General features: G+C 47.9%; 16 protein-coding genes and 1 pseudogene. 2 read left to right on the top strand and 15 right to left on the bottom strand.

Going from position 1 to position 22104, the window contains the following annotated elements; genetic code table 11:
* Positions 1–7 precede the first annotated feature (7 nt).
* The 9 genes from CMQ96_RS25840 to galF all read right to left on the bottom strand — a co-directional run bounded on the left by CMQ96_RS25840 (position 8) and on the right by galF (position 11794).
* Positions 8–1201: a cellulase family glycosylhydrolase gene (locus CMQ96_RS25840; RefSeq protein WP_176519011.1), complete on the bottom strand. Its 1194-nt coding sequence runs from the start codon at positions 1199–1201 to the stop codon at positions 8–10.
* Between the two features lie 23 nt (positions 1202–1224).
* Entirely contained in the window at positions 1225–2211 is a 987-nt protein-coding gene (locus CMQ96_RS25835) for a glycosyltransferase family 1 protein (RefSeq protein WP_098067536.1), read from the bottom strand.
* Complete coding sequence (locus CMQ96_RS25830; protein ID WP_098067535.1) at positions 2198–3418, bottom strand: hypothetical protein; 1221 nt, start codon at positions 3416–3418, stop codon at positions 2198–2200. Before CMQ96_RS25830 ends, CMQ96_RS25835 begins: the two co-directional genes overlap by 14 nt.
* Positions 3419–3549: 131 nt before the next feature.
* A complete protein-coding gene (locus tag CMQ96_RS25825; RefSeq protein ID WP_098067534.1) occupies positions 3550–5706 on the bottom strand; it encodes a polysaccharide biosynthesis tyrosine autokinase in 2157 nt (718 codons plus the stop codon).
* 19 nt (positions 5707–5725) lie between these two features.
* The gene (locus CMQ96_RS25820; RefSeq protein ID WP_098067533.1) at positions 5726–6160 is read right to left on the bottom strand and encodes a protein tyrosine phosphatase; all 435 of its coding nucleotides are present in this window, start codon (positions 6158–6160) and stop codon (positions 5726–5728) included.
* Positions 6160–7299, bottom strand: coding sequence for a polysaccharide export protein (locus CMQ96_RS25815; protein WP_098067532.1), 1140 nt, complete (start codon positions 7297–7299; stop codon positions 6160–6162). The genes CMQ96_RS25820 and CMQ96_RS25815 overlap by 1 nt, the downstream gene beginning before the upstream one ends.
* 72 nt (positions 7300–7371) lie before the next feature.
* Complete coding sequence (locus CMQ96_RS25810; RefSeq protein WP_098067531.1) at positions 7372–8811, bottom strand: capsule assembly Wzi family protein; 1440 nt, start codon at positions 8809–8811, stop codon at positions 7372–7374.
* Positions 8812–9808: 997 nt separating this feature from the next.
* On the bottom strand, positions 9809–10438 hold the full coding sequence (locus tag CMQ96_RS25805) for a phosphatase PAP2 family protein (protein WP_064410832.1): 630 nt from the start codon (positions 10436–10438) through the stop codon (positions 9809–9811).
* A 459-nt stretch (positions 10439–10897) separates the two neighbouring features.
* Complete coding sequence (gene galF / locus CMQ96_RS25800; protein ID WP_024360046.1) at positions 10898–11794, bottom strand: UTP--glucose-1-phosphate uridylyltransferase GalF; 897 nt, start codon at positions 11792–11794, stop codon at positions 10898–10900.
* A gap of 962 nt (positions 11795–12756) precedes the next feature.
* Here galF and CMQ96_RS25795 point away from each other — a divergent pair.
* Positions 12757–14343 carry a TerC family protein gene (locus CMQ96_RS25795; protein ID WP_024360047.1) on the top strand — a complete coding sequence of 529 codons (1587 nt, stop codon included), beginning with the start codon at positions 12757–12759 and terminating at the stop codon, positions 14341–14343.
* Between the two features lie 244 nt (positions 14344–14587).
* On the opposite strand, the gene asmA is transcribed toward CMQ96_RS25795, so the two are convergent.
* The 4 genes from asmA to alkA form a co-directional block, all read right to left on the bottom strand.
* Positions 14588–16435, bottom strand: coding sequence for an outer membrane assembly protein AsmA (gene asmA / locus CMQ96_RS25790; RefSeq protein ID WP_049088543.1), 1848 nt, complete (start codon positions 16433–16435; stop codon positions 14588–14590).
* Positions 16436–16462: 27 nt separating this feature from the next.
* Positions 16463–17044, bottom strand: coding sequence for a dCTP deaminase (gene dcd / locus CMQ96_RS25785; protein ID WP_004122535.1), 582 nt, complete (start codon positions 17042–17044; stop codon positions 16463–16465).
* Positions 17045–17134: 90 nt separating this feature from the next.
* Positions 17135–17776 carry a uridine kinase gene (gene udk / locus CMQ96_RS25780; protein ID WP_004122537.1) on the bottom strand — a complete coding sequence of 214 codons (642 nt, stop codon included), beginning with the start codon at positions 17774–17776 and terminating at the stop codon, positions 17135–17137.
* A 114-nt stretch (positions 17777–17890) separates the two neighbouring features.
* Positions 17891–18739, bottom strand: coding sequence for a DNA-3-methyladenine glycosylase 2 (alkA, locus tag CMQ96_RS25775; RefSeq protein ID WP_004138693.1), 849 nt, complete (start codon positions 18737–18739; stop codon positions 17891–17893).
* Between the two features lie 136 nt (positions 18740–18875).
* On the opposite strand from alkA, the gene yegD reads away from it, so the two are divergent.
* Positions 18876–20228 (top strand): molecular chaperone, encoded by a 1353-nt coding sequence (gene yegD, locus CMQ96_RS25770; protein ID WP_098067530.1) that lies wholly within the window; start codon positions 18876–18878, stop codon positions 20226–20228.
* Positions 20229–20355: 127 nt separating this feature from the next.
* Here yegD and CMQ96_RS25765 read toward each other — a convergent pair whose 3' ends face one another.
* Positions 20356–21642 (bottom strand): citrate synthase, encoded by a 1287-nt coding sequence (locus CMQ96_RS25765; RefSeq protein ID WP_098067529.1) that lies wholly within the window; start codon positions 21640–21642, stop codon positions 20356–20358.
* Positions 21643–21921: 279 nt separating this feature from the next.
* Positions 21922–22104: pseudogene (locus tag CMQ96_RS25760) on the bottom strand (formate dehydrogenase cytochrome b556 subunit); the annotation flags it as partial.

The following is a 22104-nucleotide window of genomic DNA, read 5'->3' as shown; positions in this document are numbered from 1 at the left end:
TATTTTTTTAATTGCTGTTACTCTTCATATTTGACAAGAAAACCCCATCATCAAGTGAGATAGTATTTACATTACCACTACAAACCAATTGTGCTTTACTATTGTTTTTTATTTCTTGAATTAAACATTGACCGATTACAGATTTATTCTTCAAAAAGAATGTTGCAGCTTTTTTTTCTTGAAATTCATTCGTAAAGAACCCAAATCTATGCTCTTTATTATTATCATCATTTCCATCATCTTTTAGATCATACCACCATATTCCCTTAATATATTCTCGCGACTTTGCCATCATTGTGTATTTCATCGCGAAAAGAGCAGCCGTATCCTCTGTTACACCCCATCTGCCTTTATAGGTCGGGACGCCAATTTCTGTGATATATAATGGAATAGTTTTATTATATTTTTGCTTTAACTTATTTTCAAAGGCATCAATTATAGCTAAATTTCCTTCGGCGGATTCTTTAACAGGTGAACCTGTATTATAAGTATAAGGATGAAGAGAAAGGCCATCTATATAATCCATGAGTCCTCTATCTAACAAACCATCAATCCATTTCTTATCTTTTTCATTATTGGGATTGAACGAGCCTGTAACTATTATTGCGTTTGGATCAATCTTTTTTATAGCTTGAGAAGTTTCTTTTACAAGTTTAAAATAAATGTCGTCTGAAGGCCTATACTTTTGCAGTCTTGGTTGAATACCTGTACCTAAGAGCCATTCATTCCATATCTCATAGTATTTTACTTTCCCTTTATATCTATTCGCAATCCATGATGCATATTGTACAAAGTGATTAATATCTTTATCATCTCTAGGATATCCACCTCCGGTATACTTTAAGTGCCCATAATCTAATACAAGCATTGATGATATATCCCCAGCATTTTGTGAATTATTAAAGAGGTCATCATTTTTTTTTCTATATTTAGGGATCGTGTATGTGCCATCTCCATTATCTACATTAGTCCATGGTAACTCATCTCTTATAGAAGTAAATCCGTATTTTTTTACTAGCTCAATATAATAATTACTCTCCGCTGGATAATAAGAAATATGAGTACCTATACCTATTTCAAATTCCCGAGCATAAGACGAGTTGACAGAGAAACCAATTGTAAAAGCAATAGTAAATGCAACCTTTACTATTGCCTTATAGATATCTTGCAGTGAATTATTACTTTGCATTTTATCGTTCATGCAATCTCCGTTACTCATAAATATTATGGGAGTGAGTTTAAAGACGCTTCTGCTTTAGCTATGGTCTTTTTCCACGAGTATATCTTCGTCCTTTCAAAGCCCTTTTCTCGTAGAGAAGCACGGAGATCATAATTAAAATACAATTCTTCTATAGCTTTCGTAATTTGACTTTGATCGTAGGGATCGATGAGATATGCCGCATCTCCTGCAACTTCACCTAGAGATGTATTATTAGAAGTAATAACAGGTGTTCCACATGCCATAGATTCAATTACTGGTAAACCAAAACCTTCATAAAGAGACGGGAAAAGTAAGAATTCAGCACCTTTATAATATTCAGCTAATTTATTGTTAGACAATCGCCCTGAAAAAATAACTCTAGATTCAACATTATGAATTTTGGCCAAATCAATAAGTTTAGTTGAAGGATCTCCACTGAACACAAGTTTTACATCTTTATCAATTTGAGCATGAATAAACGCTGACATAGCTCTTTCTTCATTCTTATGTTCTTTTCTGTTCCCTACAATAAAAATGTATTTATATCCCGGGGAATGCGGTTTACAGTTTTGTGAAAACTCTTCAGAAACACCATTACCTACAACTATTATTTTTTCAGGTCTGACGCCTGACCATTCAACAATTCTTTTCTTTGAATAGTCTGATACAGTAAAAATTAGCGCACAATGTTTACATGCTCTCTTCAAAACAACCTTATAATATATTTTTTTTAAAAAAGAAGAGTTGTATGATAAATCAATATGATTTAAATCATGTATGGTAATTACACATCTTTTTAAAAAGAAAAATGGCGCATTATACCCTGGTGAGTAAAAATAATTACGATCCTTCAAAAGGAAGTAAGTTAATTTCAAGACATCAAATTTACCTGCAGGATTACCTTTTAATGGTAAATCTATAAAATTAATATTACCTTTCCGAATTTCATTTGCGAAACGTCCAATACCATGCTCACCGCACCATCTCGAATCAAAATTAAACTTTTTCATTTAGAAAATTTATCCGTTGAATATGTTCCAATTCTGTTGAACAATAAACTGAAACTAAATAAGAATAAATAAATATCAGTGGGTATAGGTAAAACCCAATCAAACCCGCACTAGATATTACAAACAAAGTTGCTATATAAAAGGAATGGCAGTAATAGGTTTTAGTTTTGAAAGATTTTGGCAACTTCCCAATAAACAATAATAAAGAAAATACAAAAAGCGTAAGACCTATTAATCCACAAAAACCATAAAATGCATAATATGTACTCTCTACCAAATAAGCCTCATTTCCGCCTTTGCCGAAGAGTACATATAGATAATAGCTTTCCATATCTTTCAATAGAATAGTGATTTGTGTTTGTCTTAGATCTATAGAACTTGTATCTGCGCCGAATATAAATCCATTAATTTTATCAACAAACAATATGCCAAATCGCCCCATATACATCCATAGTGAATCATAAACCAGATAGCCAACATAAATCGCTATGGCTCCTAAAAAAACTGGTATTGTTTTATATGTCCCTTTTAAAGAGAGCATCATCAGCCCCCCCAAACCAGCCAACATTATGTAACCCGTTGCTGTATTCTGCATTATGAGAACAATGATAAATATAATATTATATATAGTTTTTTGTTTTTTGTTTTTAATAAAGAATATAGTAAAGATAATTGCAGCAATTAAGACAAAGCTATCCATAGTTGGATAACCAATTGACAATCTACCTGCCCAGTTCCTGGAGTTTAAATTATTAGATAAGCCTGTTAAAATAAAGAATAGCGTAACAATGCAATACATAATTGTGAAATTAGCATAGCGTTTTGGGATTTTATAGTAAATATCGGGGTATAGGATGCTTAGAAAATACAAAGAATTAATCAAGCAATAGAGTGCCAGTAATTTTATCCATACACTCCAACCGCCGAACCCCAAACCAGCTCTTATAATTGTTGTATCAGCATATTTAGTGGTAGCAAAACTCACGAATAATAAGAACAATAAGAAAATGTTAAACCCTATTATCATTCCTTTACTTATCTTGGCTTTTTTCCTGATCATTAACATAAGTAAAAGAACAAAAAGTGTAATAGCAGCTAACTCTTTAATATATGAGATTGGATTATCAGGAAAAAACGTATCCCTTAAACCATCTAAAGTTGCAAATAGTAGCACTAGTGTAACAAGAAAATGAATAATTTTTTTCATGATTAAACTTATTTATATAGATGTTTGTTTTATCAGGCGACCCTTCACTTGCTGTATTAATTCTGCCTCTATTTATATAACGTTTTCGCTGTTAATTAAGGGGCAGTCTTGCCCCTTATTTTGTCGAAAAGTTATTTTTTTTCATCCGAGTATGAATACCCATAATGGTTATATCCATACCCATAATAACTGCTGGCTTTTTTGACTACACCATTGAGAATGCATCCTTTAACCGAAACACCGCTTTGTTCAAAGCGTTTAATACTAACATCAATTTCTTTAGCTGTATTTTCCTCAAAACGCGCAACTAATAGCGTTGTACCTACATAACGACCAATAATCGCGGCATCTGTAACAGCAAGAACAGGTGGCGTATCAATAATAACTAAATCATAATTAACACTGGCCCAATTAATCAACTCAGCAAAGTTTTTATGCATTAATAGCTCTGCTGGGTTAGGAGGCACAATGCCTCTCGAAATAAAATCAAAACCAGCAATAGCTATGCGCTGTACAGAATCCTGCACTTCCATTTTCCCTGACAAAACATCAGAAAGGCCTTTGTTATTATTTGCGTTGAATAACTTATGCACATATCCTTTTCGCATATCAGCATCAATAAGCAGTATTTTTTTCCCGGCTTGAGCGATTATAGCTGAAAGGTTAGTACTAATGAAAGTTTTACCTACGTTTGGGCTAGCACCAGAAATCATTAATACATTGTTGCGAGCCTCCATCATTGCAAAATGTAGGCTTGTCCGTAGACCACGTATCGCCTCTATAGCTAAATCAGCTGGATTATCAAGGGCAAGCAACGATTTATCTTCATGCTGGAATTTTCTTCCTTTTGCTTTCATCTTAGCAAGTGATTCAGAAACTGGTACACTTGCATAAACATTTATACCAATCTCTTCTAATTGCTCAGGTGATTCAATACCCCTTCGCAGGAATACGCGTAATATTACTATACCAACCGAGGTCAGCAATCCTAAAAATAACCCAATAATTACTATCAATGTTTTTTTAGGCTTTATGGGGTTAGGATCTGTGACTGCATCATCAATAATTCTTACATAACCAATAGCGCTTGATTTTGCTATGCTAAGTTCTTGCTGTCGGTTCAATAATTGCATATATACTGCACGACCAGACTCTACATCCCGACCGAGGCGTAGAACTTCTTGTTGTGTTGCGGGCATCGATGAAACACGTTTATTTAGTTTCGCCCGTTCTTGCAGAAGAGTACTTCTTTTCTCTGCCAGAGCTTTATAGGTAGGATGCTCTTTTGTATAAAGTTGAGATATTTCTGCTTCCCTAAAGGTCAGTGCATTAAGTTGATTGTCAACATTGACAATTTGATCGAGTACTGACTTTGCTTCCATCGTCAAATCAACGGAATCTTTTTGTTGCCTATAGGCGTTGAGTTTATCCTCTGCTTGATCCAATTCCATTCTTACTTGTGGTAATTGTTTATTAAGAAACTCTAAACTTTTCTCGTCCTGAGCAGCCTGCCGAGCTATGTTTTGACTAAGATAATTTGCACTAATACTGCGTAAGAGATCAGTTGTCCGAGACTGGTCCTCTCCTGTTAAGGTTAGGTTCAATATGCCAGATCCCTTACCTTGATCTGTGACGGTAAATATTTTCTGCAAATCTGATATTGCATTCAATCTTGTCAAGTATGTAATTGTGAAACTGTCACCTGCTTTTGCATCGATGTTATCGACAAGCAAAGAGATGCCCTTATCGTTAAGTAAGGTACCAACTTCACCGTTTATTATTATGTCACTGTCCTCCATTTCAACCTTGAAATGTCGGTTATCCACAATAGTTAATTTTAGCTTAGGCGTTTTCCCATCAATTGAATCTATATATAACCGGCTAACATTTATCTTAGCTGGTTTTTCGCCACTCAACCGGGACCATCCCTGGCCAAAGATTGGGAAATAATTTTGCTCAACTTTGGCTTGTAAATTTAAATCATCAACTGTTTTACCTAGTATCATTCTTGATTGCAAAAGAATAATTTCAGGTGCGGATTGTGGTTGACTATCCGGCAGCATTTGACTTAAATCATTTAGAAGTACATTTCCTTGTTTCTGCTCAATTTGTATTAACGAATCAGCTTGGTACACTGGCGTAGCAAAAAGCGCATATATAATTGCTATAGCCGTGAAAAATACAGATATTGTGATAATAAGTTTTCGATGATCAATCAACTCACCTATTATACGACCCAGATCGATTTCATCGGAGTCTTGTGTTTTTTTATTTGCAATAGAAGACATACGTACAATTCCCGTTTATTTAGCTACTTAGCTTTTCAGCCCATTGCTGGCATGATTGCTCAATCAACTGATAAACAAATTCAAAGGCCTCTTTCCCTTGTCTATAAGGATCTGGTATATCTTTTTGCCCTATCCAATGACCAAGTAACATTGTCTTCCCTCTCACTTCAGGAGAAATTCTACCTATTTGTTCAATGTGGCTTCTTTCCATAACCAGTATGAGATCATATTCCCTTCCCATTGCTGCAGTGTATTGCCTTCCAAGATGACCTTCTAATGATAGTTCATTCTTCATTGCTACTGCTTGTGCGCTCTTATCGGCTGGTTTATCAACTAAAGCACCAGTTCCCGCTGAATCAATTTTCTTATGGGGTAACTTCTTTCGTAATATTCTCTCCCCTATAGGGGAGCGACATATATTTCCAGTGCAAACAACTAAAATAGAATCAAACATTAGTTAGGCCATCTCTTGATGTATCGAATTGTTTCAGTCATATCATGCACCCCTGAAATAGTCGGAACTAATTGTGATATAACTCGATTCCAACGAACCAAAGGTGCAGTTGTTACATAGACGATATCATAAGGCTGTAAATGAAATTCAGTTCCTAAAACCATTGCAGATGCATCTTGTGCATTTAGCTGATAGACATTGGCGATTTTCCCTTGACCATCACCTTTCAACTGCCTTATTACAAATACACCGGTTGCATCGCTTGAACCTTGCGACATACCATCCGCACTGCCTAGTGCTTCCGCTAGTGTCATTCCACTTCGATCCATCTTCAACGTTGCTTGTTTCCCTACTTCCCCCATAACAAACACTTTTAAATCATCATTCCTCGGAACGAATAGTATGTCACCGGGATAAAGTAATCTATTCTGTGTCAAATCACCTTTTTGCATTAATGCATACAGCGAAATCTTACTGTCTTTTCCATTGTGAGTTAGCACGACATTCCGCCAATCGGCATCTGCAGATAACCCGCCAGCAGCATTTATGGCATCCATTACCGTTAGTGGTATATTTGTAATCGCCTGCTGACCAGATTTACTCACCTCTCCTGTGACATATGCTTTTTGAGAGCGGAAGGACGCGACACTTACATCAACTTGCGGACTTTCAATATAGGTTGTCAGCTTATTTGATATTTCTTGCCGTACTTGAGATATAGTTTTTCCGGCGACTTGGACCTTACCAATGTAGGGATAGAATATAGCACCATCAGAATTCACCCAGTTACCCGTATCACTAGCACTACGATATTGACCAGCGGGAGTAGTTAACTCTGGATGATCCCAAACCGTCACCATAAGTACATCGCCTACGCCGATACGGTACTCATAACTTTTCAGTAGATCGTCTAACTGCGGATTCGGACGAGCCATGACGGTTTCAGGACGAAGTTGATCAACTAAGCCCGGGGTCAACGGATAAACATTCACCAGTTTATCCAGGTCGTAATCGCTATCCGGCAACTCAACCACATTCTTACGAAGGCTATTTAACCCCTGACCCGGCATGATTGTACAGCCCGATAAAAAACCTATTGCTAATGCCAATGCCGAAAATCTAACAATTTTTTTCTTCATAATGTCACATCATCAGTAAACCAAAAGTTTCTAATTCCCAAACAGCAACCTATTTCCAAGGCTGCGTTAAGGCTATAAATTAAATGGGATTTCTATCCCCGCGCTCGCACCCACATCATCACTATCGCTATTGTCTGCGTCTGTGTACCAGAGAGAGGTATTCAGTCTTACCGATTTATACACATCCCCGCTCCATCCCAATTGCACACCTTTCAAGGTATCCGAACGAGGAAACGCCTTATTAATTGACTGGTTTTCAGGGTTAACCTTCGCATACGCTAAACGCGCGCTCCAACGTTGATTATTCTCGGTCACCAGCTCGACTTTCCCTGCAAACAGTTGGCCATCGCCTCCCATTGCATCCCCGAGTGAGTACCCCTGTTGATAGTAACCATTTTTGTAGATGTGGTGCGTATAGCTATAGTTGGTTCGGCTCATATTCGTCCGGGTATCATGAGCTTCAAGATACCAGTTGACTGCATCTTTACCCCAACCGTGGTGTCCTTCGATACCCCCAAGGAACATATTCGCTGAAGGTAAGAAACCAGATTCATCTTCACCAATCATCTGCCCATAGACACTAACCGGCCAGCCAAGCGTGGGTTCCAGTTTCAACTTAAAGTCGAAACCAGCAAGCTGATTGCCTGGTTCATTGGGATCGTTTGCTTCGGTATTATCTTTACCCGTCAGGCCATCCCAAAAATTACTAAACGACTCCGGTCTCCCCTCCCCTCCCCACTGCATAATGCGTGATGCGCCAAGCTCAAGGGACTGGAAAGGAGAAAACGTCAGACGACCGCCGATAATTTTGGTATGCGGTACGGCGGTATATTGATTCATCTGGCTGGCGGAAATCTGATACTGCCAAGGGCCAATCCAGCGCAGCCACCAGGTTTCCGGTGCGGCCTGTTCAGCACGCTGCATTAAAACGCCGGTCATCGGGCGCATCGCATCACCGCGGATCAGGCTGCCCTCGTAACCCGGTCCCCACCACTGCGGCATCTGGCCGAACGAGAGCCACTGGTTCCAGAACTTGACCGCGCCGTAGGCGCCATTAGCATTAAAACGGGAACCGTTGCTGATGCGTTCGTCACCTTCAACGTTGCCCTGTAGATGCACATCCCACCATTCGCCGCTGTTATTAAAGGCCAATGATAAAGAACTATCCGCAGGCTGATTCTGGCCAAATCCCTGCGGCGTTCCGGGTTTATCCGTTGAGGTATAGCCACTCACCCGGAAATCAGCTTTTAAGGAATCGAGGCGTTGGTTGATTCGAGCGAGAACAACCTGTTCAGAAGAGTAAGAGGGTTTTGCTTTCTTAAGTGCCCGATTAATCTCTTCCTGGCTCAGAGGCCAGGTCGACAGGCTGAGATGAATAACGCCGCGATCGGAAAGCCACGCCAGATCGTTGCGCAGTTCGTTGTCATTCATCACTAACCCGGAGGCATAGGCAAGTGAGCTGGCAGAAGTAAGCAGCCCTAATGCGAGTGCGATTCGCGCAATTTTTATCATTGTACAAGATCCATTTAAAGCCCCGTTTCCGCAAGCTGGCGCGACAAGGGGAACACAGATAGATGCAGCGCCCTCTGACGCCAACCTTTGCTATTTTTGGTCTACAGGTTTGAGCAAAGAAAACGAAAGCATGTTATCGGATTCTCAGGTCAATGCCCGCTTTTGATTCACAGGCTATCTGCAGTACACAATGTATGCGAAATTGTTATTGAAGGCCATTCCTTACGCTTTACACCCGCAGTTTCTCCTGCCCGCCCCCAAACTGAACGCTCTGAGCTGGCGCCAACACGCAAGTATATACAGGTTGTGAAGATAATCACCTGTATGAAGTCCACTTTAGGAATTTCGGTCGCATGAAATGAGATGTGATATAGAGAAAACGTCCGTCCGCAGGTACGCTACCGCCCTTGGCTTAACAGCTACCAATGCACTGCACTTCTTTCCCTTTAAATTCAATCGCAGATTTCGATAAATCGGCGATTAATCCATCAAAACAAACAATTTCGCGGCCATAAGTCTACGAGATTCTGCCCTCAATTGGGAGCGTAATCTTAAATTATCAGATACGCTGGCAGCGCTATGAACTGCTCGTCGATAAGGTTATTGTTTTCCGTCCATCGCATACAAACGCCAACAGTACCGTACAGCCAAATAATTTCAACCCTATGATTTTGTTGCTTTTTCACCACAAAAAGTGTGTTGACTTAGTTTCAAATTAATTATAGTTAGTCAACTACAAAAATTAATAGTGAAAAGAATTATGCCAGCATGCTGTTATCATTAATAAATTCGATATATAGCCAGAAAACTTATTTAGGAAACATCCTGGCTGGTTATCGTTATGCTAATTATTGTGCAGAATTGCCCATCACAGATTTATTTCATGGATATGAAATATCGCAGCGGCAGACCATTTCACCTTAAATTTCATCTTGCATACAATGTGAACAGCACATGAATCACTCTGAATCCTTCAACTCGCCCACGCACCCCTGAGTCAGTAAAATTCCTTATGCAGGTCGGCACGGGTAAAAGGTTTCTCCAGTGGACCAATTTTCACCGCGATCTCGCCCAACAGCGATTGGGTTGGCGCCTTCGCCCCGGTATTCAGCAGAAGCGCCGGGATAATGACCATGCTCGCCAGGCCGCCAAACGATAGCTGCGCTGTATGAGTATCGCGAACGCGCGACTGCAGCAGCAGAAAGGCTGCGCTCCCTGCGGCGCCCAGCAGCAAGCCGGCAATAACTTCCGAAGTTGAATGTGCATGAACCATCAAACGGGAATAGCCTACCAGCCCGGCTAGTGCATATCCGAATACGACGGCTGTAAAACGAAGAGCTGGTGTGGCACGCGCGCACAGCAGCCATAAGAGGATTGGCCAGAAAGCGGAAGAGAGTGCGGTGTGCCCGCTAAAGCCGGTGAAGTCCAGCTCGCGAATCCCGATACCCCAGCCCATAAATGCCAGTTTTGATGCGCAGACAATTGCGCCAGTTATACCGAACAGCAGAGCCCAGTGCCAGGCCAGCTGCTTTGAGTCTTTTCGCAGAAAAAGAACGATAAACAGTACGGCCGCACTGGGTAACAGTACGGTGCTATCGCCAAAAAAAGTGACAACCTGCCAGTTCATTTCTTTTTCATCCTTTGACGATCTCTCCAGTCCGTAACGTCTTTTCCGCGACATTGGTGTGGGCATACACAATCAGTAACTTCACATTATTATGCATGCGTTACCGTTGTTTAATGCGCAAACATGATCTCAGTCAAGTTTTATTTTCGTCTCACGCCTTGACTAAGGGCCACTTACTTAAGAAAAGTCTTAGTAAGTAATTATCAGCAAAGAGTAAATTTAGCTAGTCCGACCATTTCAGCATGATACGTGTTCTTCTACTACCAGAAGTCTCCGAACATTGCCTCATGTTCGCAAACGCTACAATATAACAAGAAAACCGCTAACTCATTGTATTAAAATGGATACTAATCAGCGATACCTGCTGTACTTAACGGTGTGAACGGCCACGAATTGTCTGTTCTTCATCAGAAAACTCGGACCGCTCACTCTCATCCGCTAAAAAACTATGCGCTTAAACTATGCCAGCAGCTTCTTAATGCTCTCGCGGAATTTTGCCCCTTCTTTATGGTTACGCAGACCGTAGCTTACAAAAGCCTGCATGTAGCCCATTTTTTTACCGCAGTCATAGCTATCGCCAGTCATTAACATCGCATCGACCGACTGCTTTTTCGCCAGCTCGGCGATGGCATCGGTTAACTGGATGCGTCCCCAGGCGCCCGGCTCGGTACGCTCCAGTTCGGACCATACATCGGCAGAGAGCACATAACGCCCCACCGCCATCAGGTCAGAATCCAGGGTTTGCGGTTCATCAGGTTTTTCGATGAATTCAACGATTCGGGCCACCTGCCCTGCCGATTCCAGAGGATCTTTAGTCTGAATAACAGAGTACTCGGAGAGGTCGCCTTCCATTCGTTTGGCCAGAACCTGGCTACGGCCCGTTTCATTGAAACGCGCTACCATCGCGGCAAGGTTATAGCGCAGAGGATCGGCGCTGGCGTCGTCCAGAATGATATCCGGGAGCACAACCACAAAGGGGTTATCGCCAATCAGCGGGCGCGCGCAAAGAATGGAGTGGCCTAACCCCAACTGCTGGCCCTGACGTACGTTCATAATGGTTACGCCAGGAGGACAGATAGCCTGCACCTCCGCCAGAAGCTGACGTTTTACGCGTTGTTCGAGCAATGCTTCCAGTTCATAGGAGGTGTCGAAATGGTTTTCTACCGCATTCTTGGATGAATGCGTTACCAGCACGATTTCCTTGATTCCCGCAGCTACAATTTCATCAACAATATACTGCACCATAGGCTTGTCGACGATCGGCAACATCTCTTTCGGAATGGCCTTAGTGGCGGGCAACATATGCATCCCTAATCCTGCTACCGGTATAACTGCTTTCAAACTCACCATTTTCATATCCACCCGTATGGTTATAAACCTTTTGATCCTGTCAGTTTGTATCTATCACTGGCATTTATCAGTGATGATACACGGTTGATCCCTGCCATACTGTCCGTCAAATTCTGAAATTACACGTATAATTTAAGAATACACGTAAAGTCTACATACCAATAGACAGATTTAAGAAAATTCTTATACGCAATATTTCGAAGTAAATATCTAATATTTACAATATGTTAGGCAAAAAAAACCGTTCCATTCAATTCATAAGATTGAGTAATGACGTTCATCGTTCCTCCATCATTCCTCTTTTAATACCTTGTTATCTTTCACAATGAGTTGATACAGAACAAGTGACTGCAAAAAAATAAAAATCCAGACCATATAATCGATTATAGTGTTAATAAAATTATTTAACGCACAAAACCGTCTGAACGGCAGCAAATTACTCGTCACAACGGGTTTCAGCAGCAGCGACGTCTTCCCCGCTAACCCCTGGTGCCTTTTACTGGCAACAAATTATTCCCACTGCTGTTTTTGCCGCTCTGCGTCCCCCGATAACGCGCATCACATCCTCCGGGAAAAATTGATCTCCGACAAGCCACGACATTAAGTAGTATAAATATCTAAATTCCAGGAAATTGTTGTTATATACATCAAATCTATTGATAGACTTTACCGTTTGCCGGAGACCGCCCTGGTATAGCCATTCAGCGCCTGCGCGGAATCCGGCATAAAATCAGGCGGGCCATTTCAGCCTATATCGATGAAAATTCGCACGATGACAAATAATAACCAGCCGATATGCTTGTGGTTGAATATGGTTATATCCTGCGCAAGTGGCTATTTTATTTACAGGTATTACGAAGCCCCGTTTGGCGACCGAGGTAATTAACAGCAGAAAATATTGCATTTTATCTATGGCTTATCCATGATCGGTACATGGCACTCTTAGGTTGTAAAGGTTTTAACTGAATATGGAATGGATTGCCGACCCCTCGATCTGGGCCGGGCTCATCACGCTTGTCGTTATTGAGCTGGTACTCGGTATTGATAATCTGGTCTTTATCGCCATTCTCGCGGAAAAACTCCCTCCCGCGCAGCGCGACAGGGCGCGCGTGACCGGTCTGCTGCTCGCAATGGTGATGCGCCTGCTGCTACTGGCGTCGATCTCATGGCTGGTTACTCTCACCAGGCCGCTGATTACGTGGCACGATCTGAGCTTTAGCGCTCGCGATCTCATTATGCTGTTTGGCGGGTTGTTCCTTCTCTTTAAAGCCACCGTTGAGCTCAACGAACGGCTGGAAGGTAAAGATAGCGATAACCCGACCCAGCGCAAAGGCGCCAGGTTCTGGGGAGTGGTTGCGCAAATCGTGGTGCTTGATGCCATCTTCTCTCTCGATTCGGTGATAACCGCGGTCGGCATGGTTGACCACCTGGCGGTAATGATGGCTGCGGTGATTATTGCCATTAGCCTGATGCTGATGGCCAGCAAGGCCCTGACCCGCTTTGTTAACAGTCATCCGACAATCGTTATTCTCTGCCTGAGCTTCCTGTTAATGATCGGTTTTAGCCTGATTGCCGAAGGCTTTGGCTTCCCTATTCCCAAAGGATACCTGTACGCCGCCATCGGCTTCTCGGTCATGATTGAATCCTTCAATCAGCTGGCGATCTTTAACCGTCATCGCTTTCTCTCGGCCAACCTGACGTTACGCCAGCGAACCACTGAAGCGGTAATGAATCTGTTGAGCGGCCACAAGGAGAATAACGAGCTGGATAGCGATACCGCTTCGCTGGTTGCCGATCGCGACGATAACCCGCTGTTTAATCCACAGGAGCGGCGGATGATTGAGCGGGTACTGAATCTCAATCAGCGCACCGTCAGCAGTATCATGACCTCGCGTCATGATATTGAACATATTGATCTCAGCGCTCCGGAAGAGGAGATCCGCGCCTTACTCGACAAGAATCAGCATACCCGCCTGGTGGTTACCGGCGGCGATGATGACGAAGATATGCTTGGCGTCGTGCACGTGATCGATCTGCTGCAGCAATCGTTACGACATGAACCGCTCAACCTGCAGGCCCTGATTCGTCAGCCGCTGGTGTTCCCGGAGACGCTACCGCTGCTTCCGGCGCTGGAGCAGTTCCGCAAAGCCAGAACCCACTTTGCCTTTGTGGTTGATGAGTTTGGCTCCGTCGAGGGCATTGTCACGCTCAGCGACGTTATGGAAACTATCGCCGGTAATTTGCCTAATGAAGTAGAAGAGATTGACGCTCGCCACGATATTCACAAAAACGGCGACGGTAGCTGGACGGTCAACGGGCATATGCCGCTGGAAGACCTGGTCCAGTATGTCCCCCTGCCGCTGGATGAGAAACGTGAATACCATACGGTCGCCGGTCTGCTGATGGAGTACCTGCAGCATGTGCCGCAGGAAGGTGAAGAAGTGAACCTTGACGGCTACGTTCTGCGCACGCTGCAGGTGGAGAGCCATCGGGTGCAAAAAGTACAAATAGTGCCGCCAGCGCATAATGAAGATGAACTGGACTATGAAGTGTAATGCTCTTTTCAATGAATATTCTAAAGCCGCACGAACAATGGCAAACCGGTTTTTGAGGAGCCGTTGACATTACTGCCGGGCGGCGGCTGACGCCTTACCCGGCCTACAAATCCACGCCCGCAACACATAACGCCTTCCCCGTAGGCCCGCGCAAGCAAAGCGCCGCCGGGCAATGCCACATGTCGCACTTTGTCAGCAAAGACGCTGGCCATGGATTATCATCCGCCGACAACAACCGCCAGACTCACAGCTTATCCAGCAGCTTCTTCACATCCTTGCCATCCTGAGTGTTTTTATTGCGTTCGGCCCATTCACTAAGCCGTTTTTTCGCTTCATCCTGCAGCTGCTTGCGGAGTATCTGGTCCACCTGCAGACTGTAGCTCAGCGTCTGCCAGTTGCCATAAATTCGCAATGGGATCGCCGTCTGCTTGAGCCTATCGATGAGTTTGCTCTCGCCCTTCCAGCCGCCCAGTACCCGGACGTTGAAGCGCATATCGCAGTCTTCTTTCAGCAGATTGAGTTCACCCTGCCCGGTTAACGCCATCAGTTCAGATTGCCCCTGCATACCCTTTAAGGTCACCTGTCCATTATCCAGCGCAAACTCGGTGCTGACGGAGTCCAGCCTGGTCGCATTATCGTAGTTTTCCTGCGCCTGAACGTTGGTGCTGCGCTCGACGGCCTGCTGGACTAGCTGCTGGAAATTAAGCCCTTCAGTGCGCGTATCCGTCATCTGAATTTGCGCCTGCCCCTGCCAGCTGCGGCGGAACTCGTCGGCATCAATCTTGCCGCCGGAGAACTCGCCGGTCAGCGAGAGCTTGCCGGTCAGGTTTATCGAATAATTGAACGCTTTCAGAATCGAGCCGATCTCAACGTTGTCGAGCTGCGGCTCGAAGGAGGCTCGCGGCGTTTCACCTCGCGCGTCCAGCGAGCCGGGGAGCGAGAGTCGCCCGCCGTCCAGGTTCCCCTGCATCTGATGAATCGTCAGCAGCCCCTGCTGGTTGCTGATATCGCTTTTCACTTGGGTAAAATGCATGCCTCGCCACTGCAGCTGCTCGGCCGTGATGCTCAGCCGGGCGTTAAAACCGCGCAGCGAGTTGTAATCCTGCTGAATACCGTTATCCGCAATAACCGGGCGTAGCTGCCTGGCCTGGCTTTGCCCCTGCTGGTTAACGCCATTATTGTCAGATGCTGAGGGATGAGACAGCAGGCTATCGAGGTTGAGCGTGCCCGCCTGAAGATTCAGCGTCCAGTCAGGCTGTTGGCCCAGCACCACGCTGCCGTTGCCGGCAACGGTACTGCCGTTAGCCGTTAAGTTCAGCTTATCGAAGCTGAGCTTTTTCGCATCCTCGAACCAGCTGGCCTGCATGCTGGCCTGGCCGCTAATCCCTTCAGGGGGAAGCTCCGCGCCGCGAAGCTGCCAGTTCAGTTGTGAAATGTCCGCCTTCAGAGAATGAGGATAATCACCGCCCTGCACCTGGGCGGAGAAGGAAAGCGCCAGATCGCGCTGATCGCGGTTCACCCGGCCAGAGAAATCGACCGTTGCGCGATGGCTGCTATCCTGCTCCATCTGCAGGCGGATATCGCGCACCGTCACCTGCTCGCCATCTTCATGCTGAAAAAACAGCACGCTATCGGCAATCTGCAGCTTCTGGACATCATACGACCAGCCGCGATCCTCCGGAACCTGAGGCAGCGTGTTGTCGTGCGGAACGACCGGCGCTCCTTTGCTGCGCACGGCTTCGGTTTTGGGAGTCAGCTGGATCACCGCCCCCTTCAACATCACCTGCTTAACCTGCAGCTGATGCGAGATCAGCGGCAGCAGCCCGACGTCAAGGCGCATATTATCCGCGCGAATGACCGGTTCTGCCGCGCCGGGCGCGGTCAGGGTCATGCGGCCTGAGAGAATGCTGAGCTGCGGCCAGACGTGCCAGCGCAACGGCCCATTGAGTTCAAGCTGATAGCCGCTACGATCCGCCACCTCTTTAACCATATAGGCGCGAAAATCGTTGGGGTTGACCAGCAATACCAGCGCGGTAAGACCGGCGACAACTACCGCCAGTAAGATCATCAGCGTGGTCAGAATTCGTCTCATGGCATCCTCAGCAAACCGCTAAAATTATCAATCCTTGTCGATTCGACTCGCTACCGCGCCCTGCTGGTCGCGATATTTCGCATCTTCGCGGCGGTTATAAGGACGCACCGCCGGGCCGGATAAGGGTTCAAAACTTAACGCGCCGATCAGCATCCCTGGACGCAGCGCCAGCGGCAGCTTACCCGAATTATAGAATTCCAGAACGATACAGCCGGACCAGCCCGGATCGATGCGGTGCGCGGTAACGTGCACCATCAAGCCCAGACGCGCTAGCGAAGAACGGCCATCCAGCCAGCCGACGAGATCCGGCGGCAGGGTAACCGATTCAAAGGTCACCGCCAGCGCCAGCTCGCCCGGATGCAGGAAGAACGCCTCACCATCCGGCAGAACAATCTCTTCGCTCATCACCCGATCCAGCGCCGCGCTGACTTCCGCCTTCGGCCCGCTCAGGTCAATAAAGCCCGCCGTGTGCCCGCGGAAAGTCCGAAACTTATTCCCCAGCCGAACATCGACCGTCGCGCCATTAATGCGCTCAACGGGCGGGCGCGGATTAATGGCCAGTCGCCCCTCATCCAACCAGGCTTCTATATCTCGGTCGCACAGACGCATGAACGTTCTCCTTTAAGGCATTGCGCCCCTACGCCTTCCGGGGATAAGGGCAAATTGGCTTCTCTTTGCACGTTACACAATTCGTTCGTGTTATTCAAAGAACTGACTGATTTTGGCCTTCAGAATATCGATGGCGATACGGTTCTTACCGCCGCGAGGCACAATAATATCGGCATACTGCTTGGAAGGGTCGATAAACTGCAGGAACATCGGGCGCACCGTTTTCTGGTACTGCGCCATCACTGAATCCATCGAACGTCCGCGCTCGTTGACGTCTCGCTTGATGCGGCGCATCAGGCAAATGTCCAGCGGGGTGTCGACAAAAATGGAGAAGCTGAGTTCGTTGCGCAGGCGAGCGTCGGTCAGCAGCAGAATCCCTTCAAGAATGATGACTTTCTTCGGTTCGATATGGATAGTTTCCGGCATACGGGTATGTTCAACGTAGCTGTATACCGGCAACTCTATCGGCTGGCCGCTTCTCAGCATCTGCAGATGCTGAAACAGCAGACTATGATCCATGGAGCTTGGATGGTCATAGTTGGTTTTTACACGCTCTTCCATCGACAGATGACCTTGATCCTTGTAATAGCTGTCTTCCGGAATAACGCCGATATGTTCATCGCCGACCTGTTCACGTAATTCACGATATAGCGTACTGGCGATAAGGCTTTTGCCCGAAGCCGATGCGCCGGCGATGCCTATAATGACGCACTGATGAGACGTATCAGTCATAAATTTTTGCGACCTGATTAACCTGGGAATGTAGGAAGGGTGGCGGTTGACCGCCAAACGCCGCAATTATAGGGATTTCAGCGCGTCGATACCAGTGCTAAGCGCCTCTCGGGTCTATTCCTCCTCCGGCGACCAGCCTTGCGTATACCAGATATGCAATAAAGCGTACGAGCGCCAGGGGTGCCAGCGGCTGGCGTAGCGCGCAATCCGGCTCGGCGTCATGCCGGGAAAACGCTGTTTAATCAGATAATCATCCGCCAGAAAGATATCCGGCGCCTGCCAGCCGCGCAGCGCGAAATAGTTCGCCGTCCAGCGGCCAATGCCGGGCAGCGTCTGCAGCTGCTTTATTCCAGCGTCGATATTATCCGGCGCCCGGAGGGGAAGTTCGCCGCTGATGGCCGCCCGCGCCAGGTGAATCAGCGCCTCCGCCCGCCGCAGGGGCATGCCCAGCGCCTTCAGCGCCAGCGGATCGGCCTGCGCCAGCCGCTGCGCGCTCGGGAACAGATAAAAGCCCGGCGCATCGGTCAACGGTTCCCCGAAGGCAGCCACCACTTTCCCGGTCAGCTTTGCCGCCATGGCCACGCTCACCAGTTGGCCGAGCACCGCGCGTACCGCTTGTTCAAACGCATCCAGGGATCCCGGCAGGCGCAGCCCCGGCCTTGGCAGCGCGAGGTTTCCCAGCGTCAGGGCGATCCGCTGCGGGTCGCAGGACAAATCAAATAAGCGCGCAACCCGCGCCAGGCACTCTTCCGCGACCGGCTGTAGCCCGGCGGAAAGCGTCACCCGCATGCCCTGCGCGGCGTCATCCGGCGTCACCGCGATCAGCCCGGCGTGGCCATTGAGGGCAAAGCTGCGGCAGTAGCTGTTGTCGACAAAAGTTTCAATCCCCTGCACGGTACGCGCCTCAAGAAAATGAAACATCCATTGCCAGTCGTAGGGGGGATGCCAGGGTAGCAGCGTCATCATTTCTCCTTTTTTAGCGCTTCAATCATAGCGGCTCTGCGCCGCGGGCGCCTTGCTTTTAAATTCCAGTTGTCGCAGTGCCGTCAATCCGCTAAAGTCGCCCCCCTTCTTCACCGGCATGGGGATTTTGCAGGCTATGTTTATTGGTTTTGACTACGGTACCGCTAACTGTTCGGTGGCGGTAATGCGCGAGAATACGCCGCAGCTGTTGACGCTGGAAAACGGCAGTTCACTGCTACCATCCATGCTTTGCGCGCCGACCCGCGAAGCGGTCAGCGAGTGGCTCTACCGCCATCACGATGTCCCGCCCAACGGGGATGAAAACCAGGCGCTGCTGCGTCGCGCCATTAGCTTCAACCGCGAGGAAGATATCGACGTACTCGGCAACAGCGTGCAGTTTGGTCTCGCTTCGCTGCATCAATACGTTGAAGATCCAGAAGAAGTCTACTTCGTGAAGTCGCCGAAATCCTTTCTCGGCGCCAGCGGGCTCAAGCCGCAGCAGGTGGCGCTGTTTGAAGACTTAGTGTGCGCCATGATGCTGCATATCAAACGCCAGGCGCAAACGCAGCTGCCGGAAACCATCGACCAGGCGGTTATCGGCCGGCCGATTAACTTCCAGGGACTGGGCGGCGATGACGCCAACGCCCAGGCGCAGGGCATTCTCGAACGTGCGGCAAAGCGCGCGGGCTTCCGCGACGTGGTGTTTCAGTTTGAACCGGTCGCCGCCGGTCTGGATTTCGAAGCGACGCTGAGCGAGGAAAAACGCGTGCTGGTCGTCGATATCGGCGGCGGTACCACCGACTGTTCACTGCTATTGATGGGGCCGCAGTGGCGGGAAAAAGCCGATCGCCAGCAAAGCCTGCTTGGCCACAGCGGCTGCCGGGTCGGCGGTAACGACCTTGATATCGCCCTGGCCTTTAAATGCCTGATGCCGCTGCTGGGTATGGGCGGCGATACCGAAAAAGGCATCGCGCTGCCGATTCTGCCGTGGTGGAATGCGGTGGCGATTAACGACGTCCCGGCGCAAACCGATTTTTACAGCGCCGCCAACGGTCGCCTGCTTAACGATTTGCTGCGCAGCGCCCGCGATAGCGAAAAAGTCGCGCTGCTGCTGAAGGTCTGGCGTCAGCGTCTGAGCTATCGTCTGGTGCGTAGCGCGGAAGAGAGCAAAATCGCCCTGTCCGCGCAGCCGAGCGTCACCGCCGGGCTGCCGTTTATCAGCGACGAGCTGGCGACAGCCATCAGCCAGCAGGGTCTGGAAGCGGCGCTGGATCAGCCGCTGGCCCGCATCATGGAGCAGGTTCAGCTGGCGCTGGATAACAGCAATGACAAGCCGGACGTGATTTACCTGACCGGCGGCAGCGCTCGCTCGCCGTTGATCAAAAAAGCGCTGGCGGCACACCTGCCGGGCATTCCGGTGGCCGGCGGCGATGATTTTGGCTCGGTCACCGCCGGGCTGGCCCGCTGGGCGCAGGTGGTGTTTCGTTAATCAAACGGTACGATCCCGGATTGCGGCTGACGCCTTATCCGGGCTACCGACCAGGGTTTGGTAGGCCGGGCAAGGCGACAGCCGCTGCCCGGCAACAATACGAACACAATATCAAAACCGCGCTCTGTTATTTCCCTTCACGCCGTGAAACATAATCCCGCCGCTGTTCGCCGGTATAAATCTGCCGCGGACGATAAATCGTCAGCGGCGCTTCGTGCATTTCGTTCCAGTGCGCCACCCAGCCAAGCGTTCTGCCCACGGCGGTAATCACCACAAACATCGATGAAGGCAGCCCCATCGCCTTGAGGATCACCGCAGTATAGAAATCCACGCTCGGCGACAGGCCATTTTCAACAAAGTACGGGTCGGTCAGCGCCACCTCTTCGAGGGCCATCGCCACCTGCAACGGCATGTCGGACATCCCCAGCTCTTCCAGTACCCGATGACAGGTCTCGCGCAAAATAGCGGCGCGCGGGTCAAGATGACGGTAGCGAGAGTTACCGAATCCCAGACGACGGAACGTCTGCGGGTCGCGTTTCGCTTTGCTCAGGAACGCCGGAATTTGATCGACGGTGTTGATCTCCTCCAGCATCCGCATACTGGCTTCGTTCGCCCCACCGTGGGCCGGTCCCCACAGAGACGCGAGCCCGGCGGCGACGCAGGCAAAGAGATTCGCCCCGGAGGAGCCCGCCGCCCGGACGGTGGTCGTCGATGCGCACTGGCCATGGTCGGCGTGCAGCACCAGGATCTGGTTCATCGCCTGCTCAATCACCGGATTCAGCTGATACTGTTCCGCCGGAATAGCAAACAGCATATGCAGGAAATTCCCCGCATAGGAAAGATCGTTGCGCGGATACTGCGCCGGTTGCTCAATTGAAAACTTATAGCTCATCGCCGCGAGCGTTGGCATTTTCGACAGCAGGCGGGTGGCGGCCAGCGCGCGGTGCTCAGGATTTTCAACGTCCAGCACATCGTGATAGAACGCCGCCAGGGTGCCTACCAGGGCGCACATTAAGGCCATCGGATGCGAGTCGCGACGAAAGCTGCTGCACATGCGGGCAATCTGCTCATGCACCAGGCTATGGCGGGTAATCGTGTTTTTGAAGTCCTGATAGCTGGCTTCCTCAGGCGCATCTCCGCGCAGCAGAATCCACGCCACTTCCAGGAAGTCGCACTGGCGCGCCAGCTGATCGACCGGATAGCCGCGGTGCAGCAGAATGCTCTTTTCGGTATCGATCCACGAGATGGCCGACTTACAGCCTGCGGTGTTAGCAAAGCCGGGGTCGAAACTGCATATCCCCGCGGAAGCCAGCGGACGAATATCCATGCCGAGGTAGCCCAGGGTCCCCGAGACCGTACTCAAAGGAATTGACTGTTGTTCATCCAAAGAAAGCGTTAGCGATTTCGTCGTCATCCTGTCAGGCCCCCTTCCACAACGAGTGATGAATTAACCCGGGCGTTTCTCCGGGCGCAACGGCCAACATAACCAGAGTCGTCCGGCGATTCTTTGATATGGATAACCAAAACATTCATAAAACAGCGTTATTATCAGCGGTTTTATGTTGATTACCTTTAATAATTACCGATAAAAATAGCGCGTAATCGCTTGTTCACCCTGCGGTTTACCTGCCATTACGCGCGCTCGCTACGATAATATCCGCTGCATGGCAGCAAACTTATCGTATTTGTTTTATCAATCCTTCGTCCGTTTCGCTTTCACTTCACGGTACCAGCGCGGGTGATGCTTCTTCGCCCAGGTCTTCGTCACCCAGCCTTCCACCATCGCGGTAATGGTGCCCTTCACCCACAGCGCGGCGTAAATATGCACCATGATCACCACGATCAGCGCGACCGCCGAGAAGGAGTGCAGCATCAG

This window comes from Klebsiella sp. MBT K-1 (genome assembly GCF_002556465.1).
GTDB lineage: Bacteria > Pseudomonadota > Gammaproteobacteria > Enterobacterales > Enterobacteriaceae > Klebsiella > Klebsiella grimontii.
Note: the sequence above shows the minus strand (reverse complement) of the source record. Positions and strands in the feature narration are given on the sequence as shown.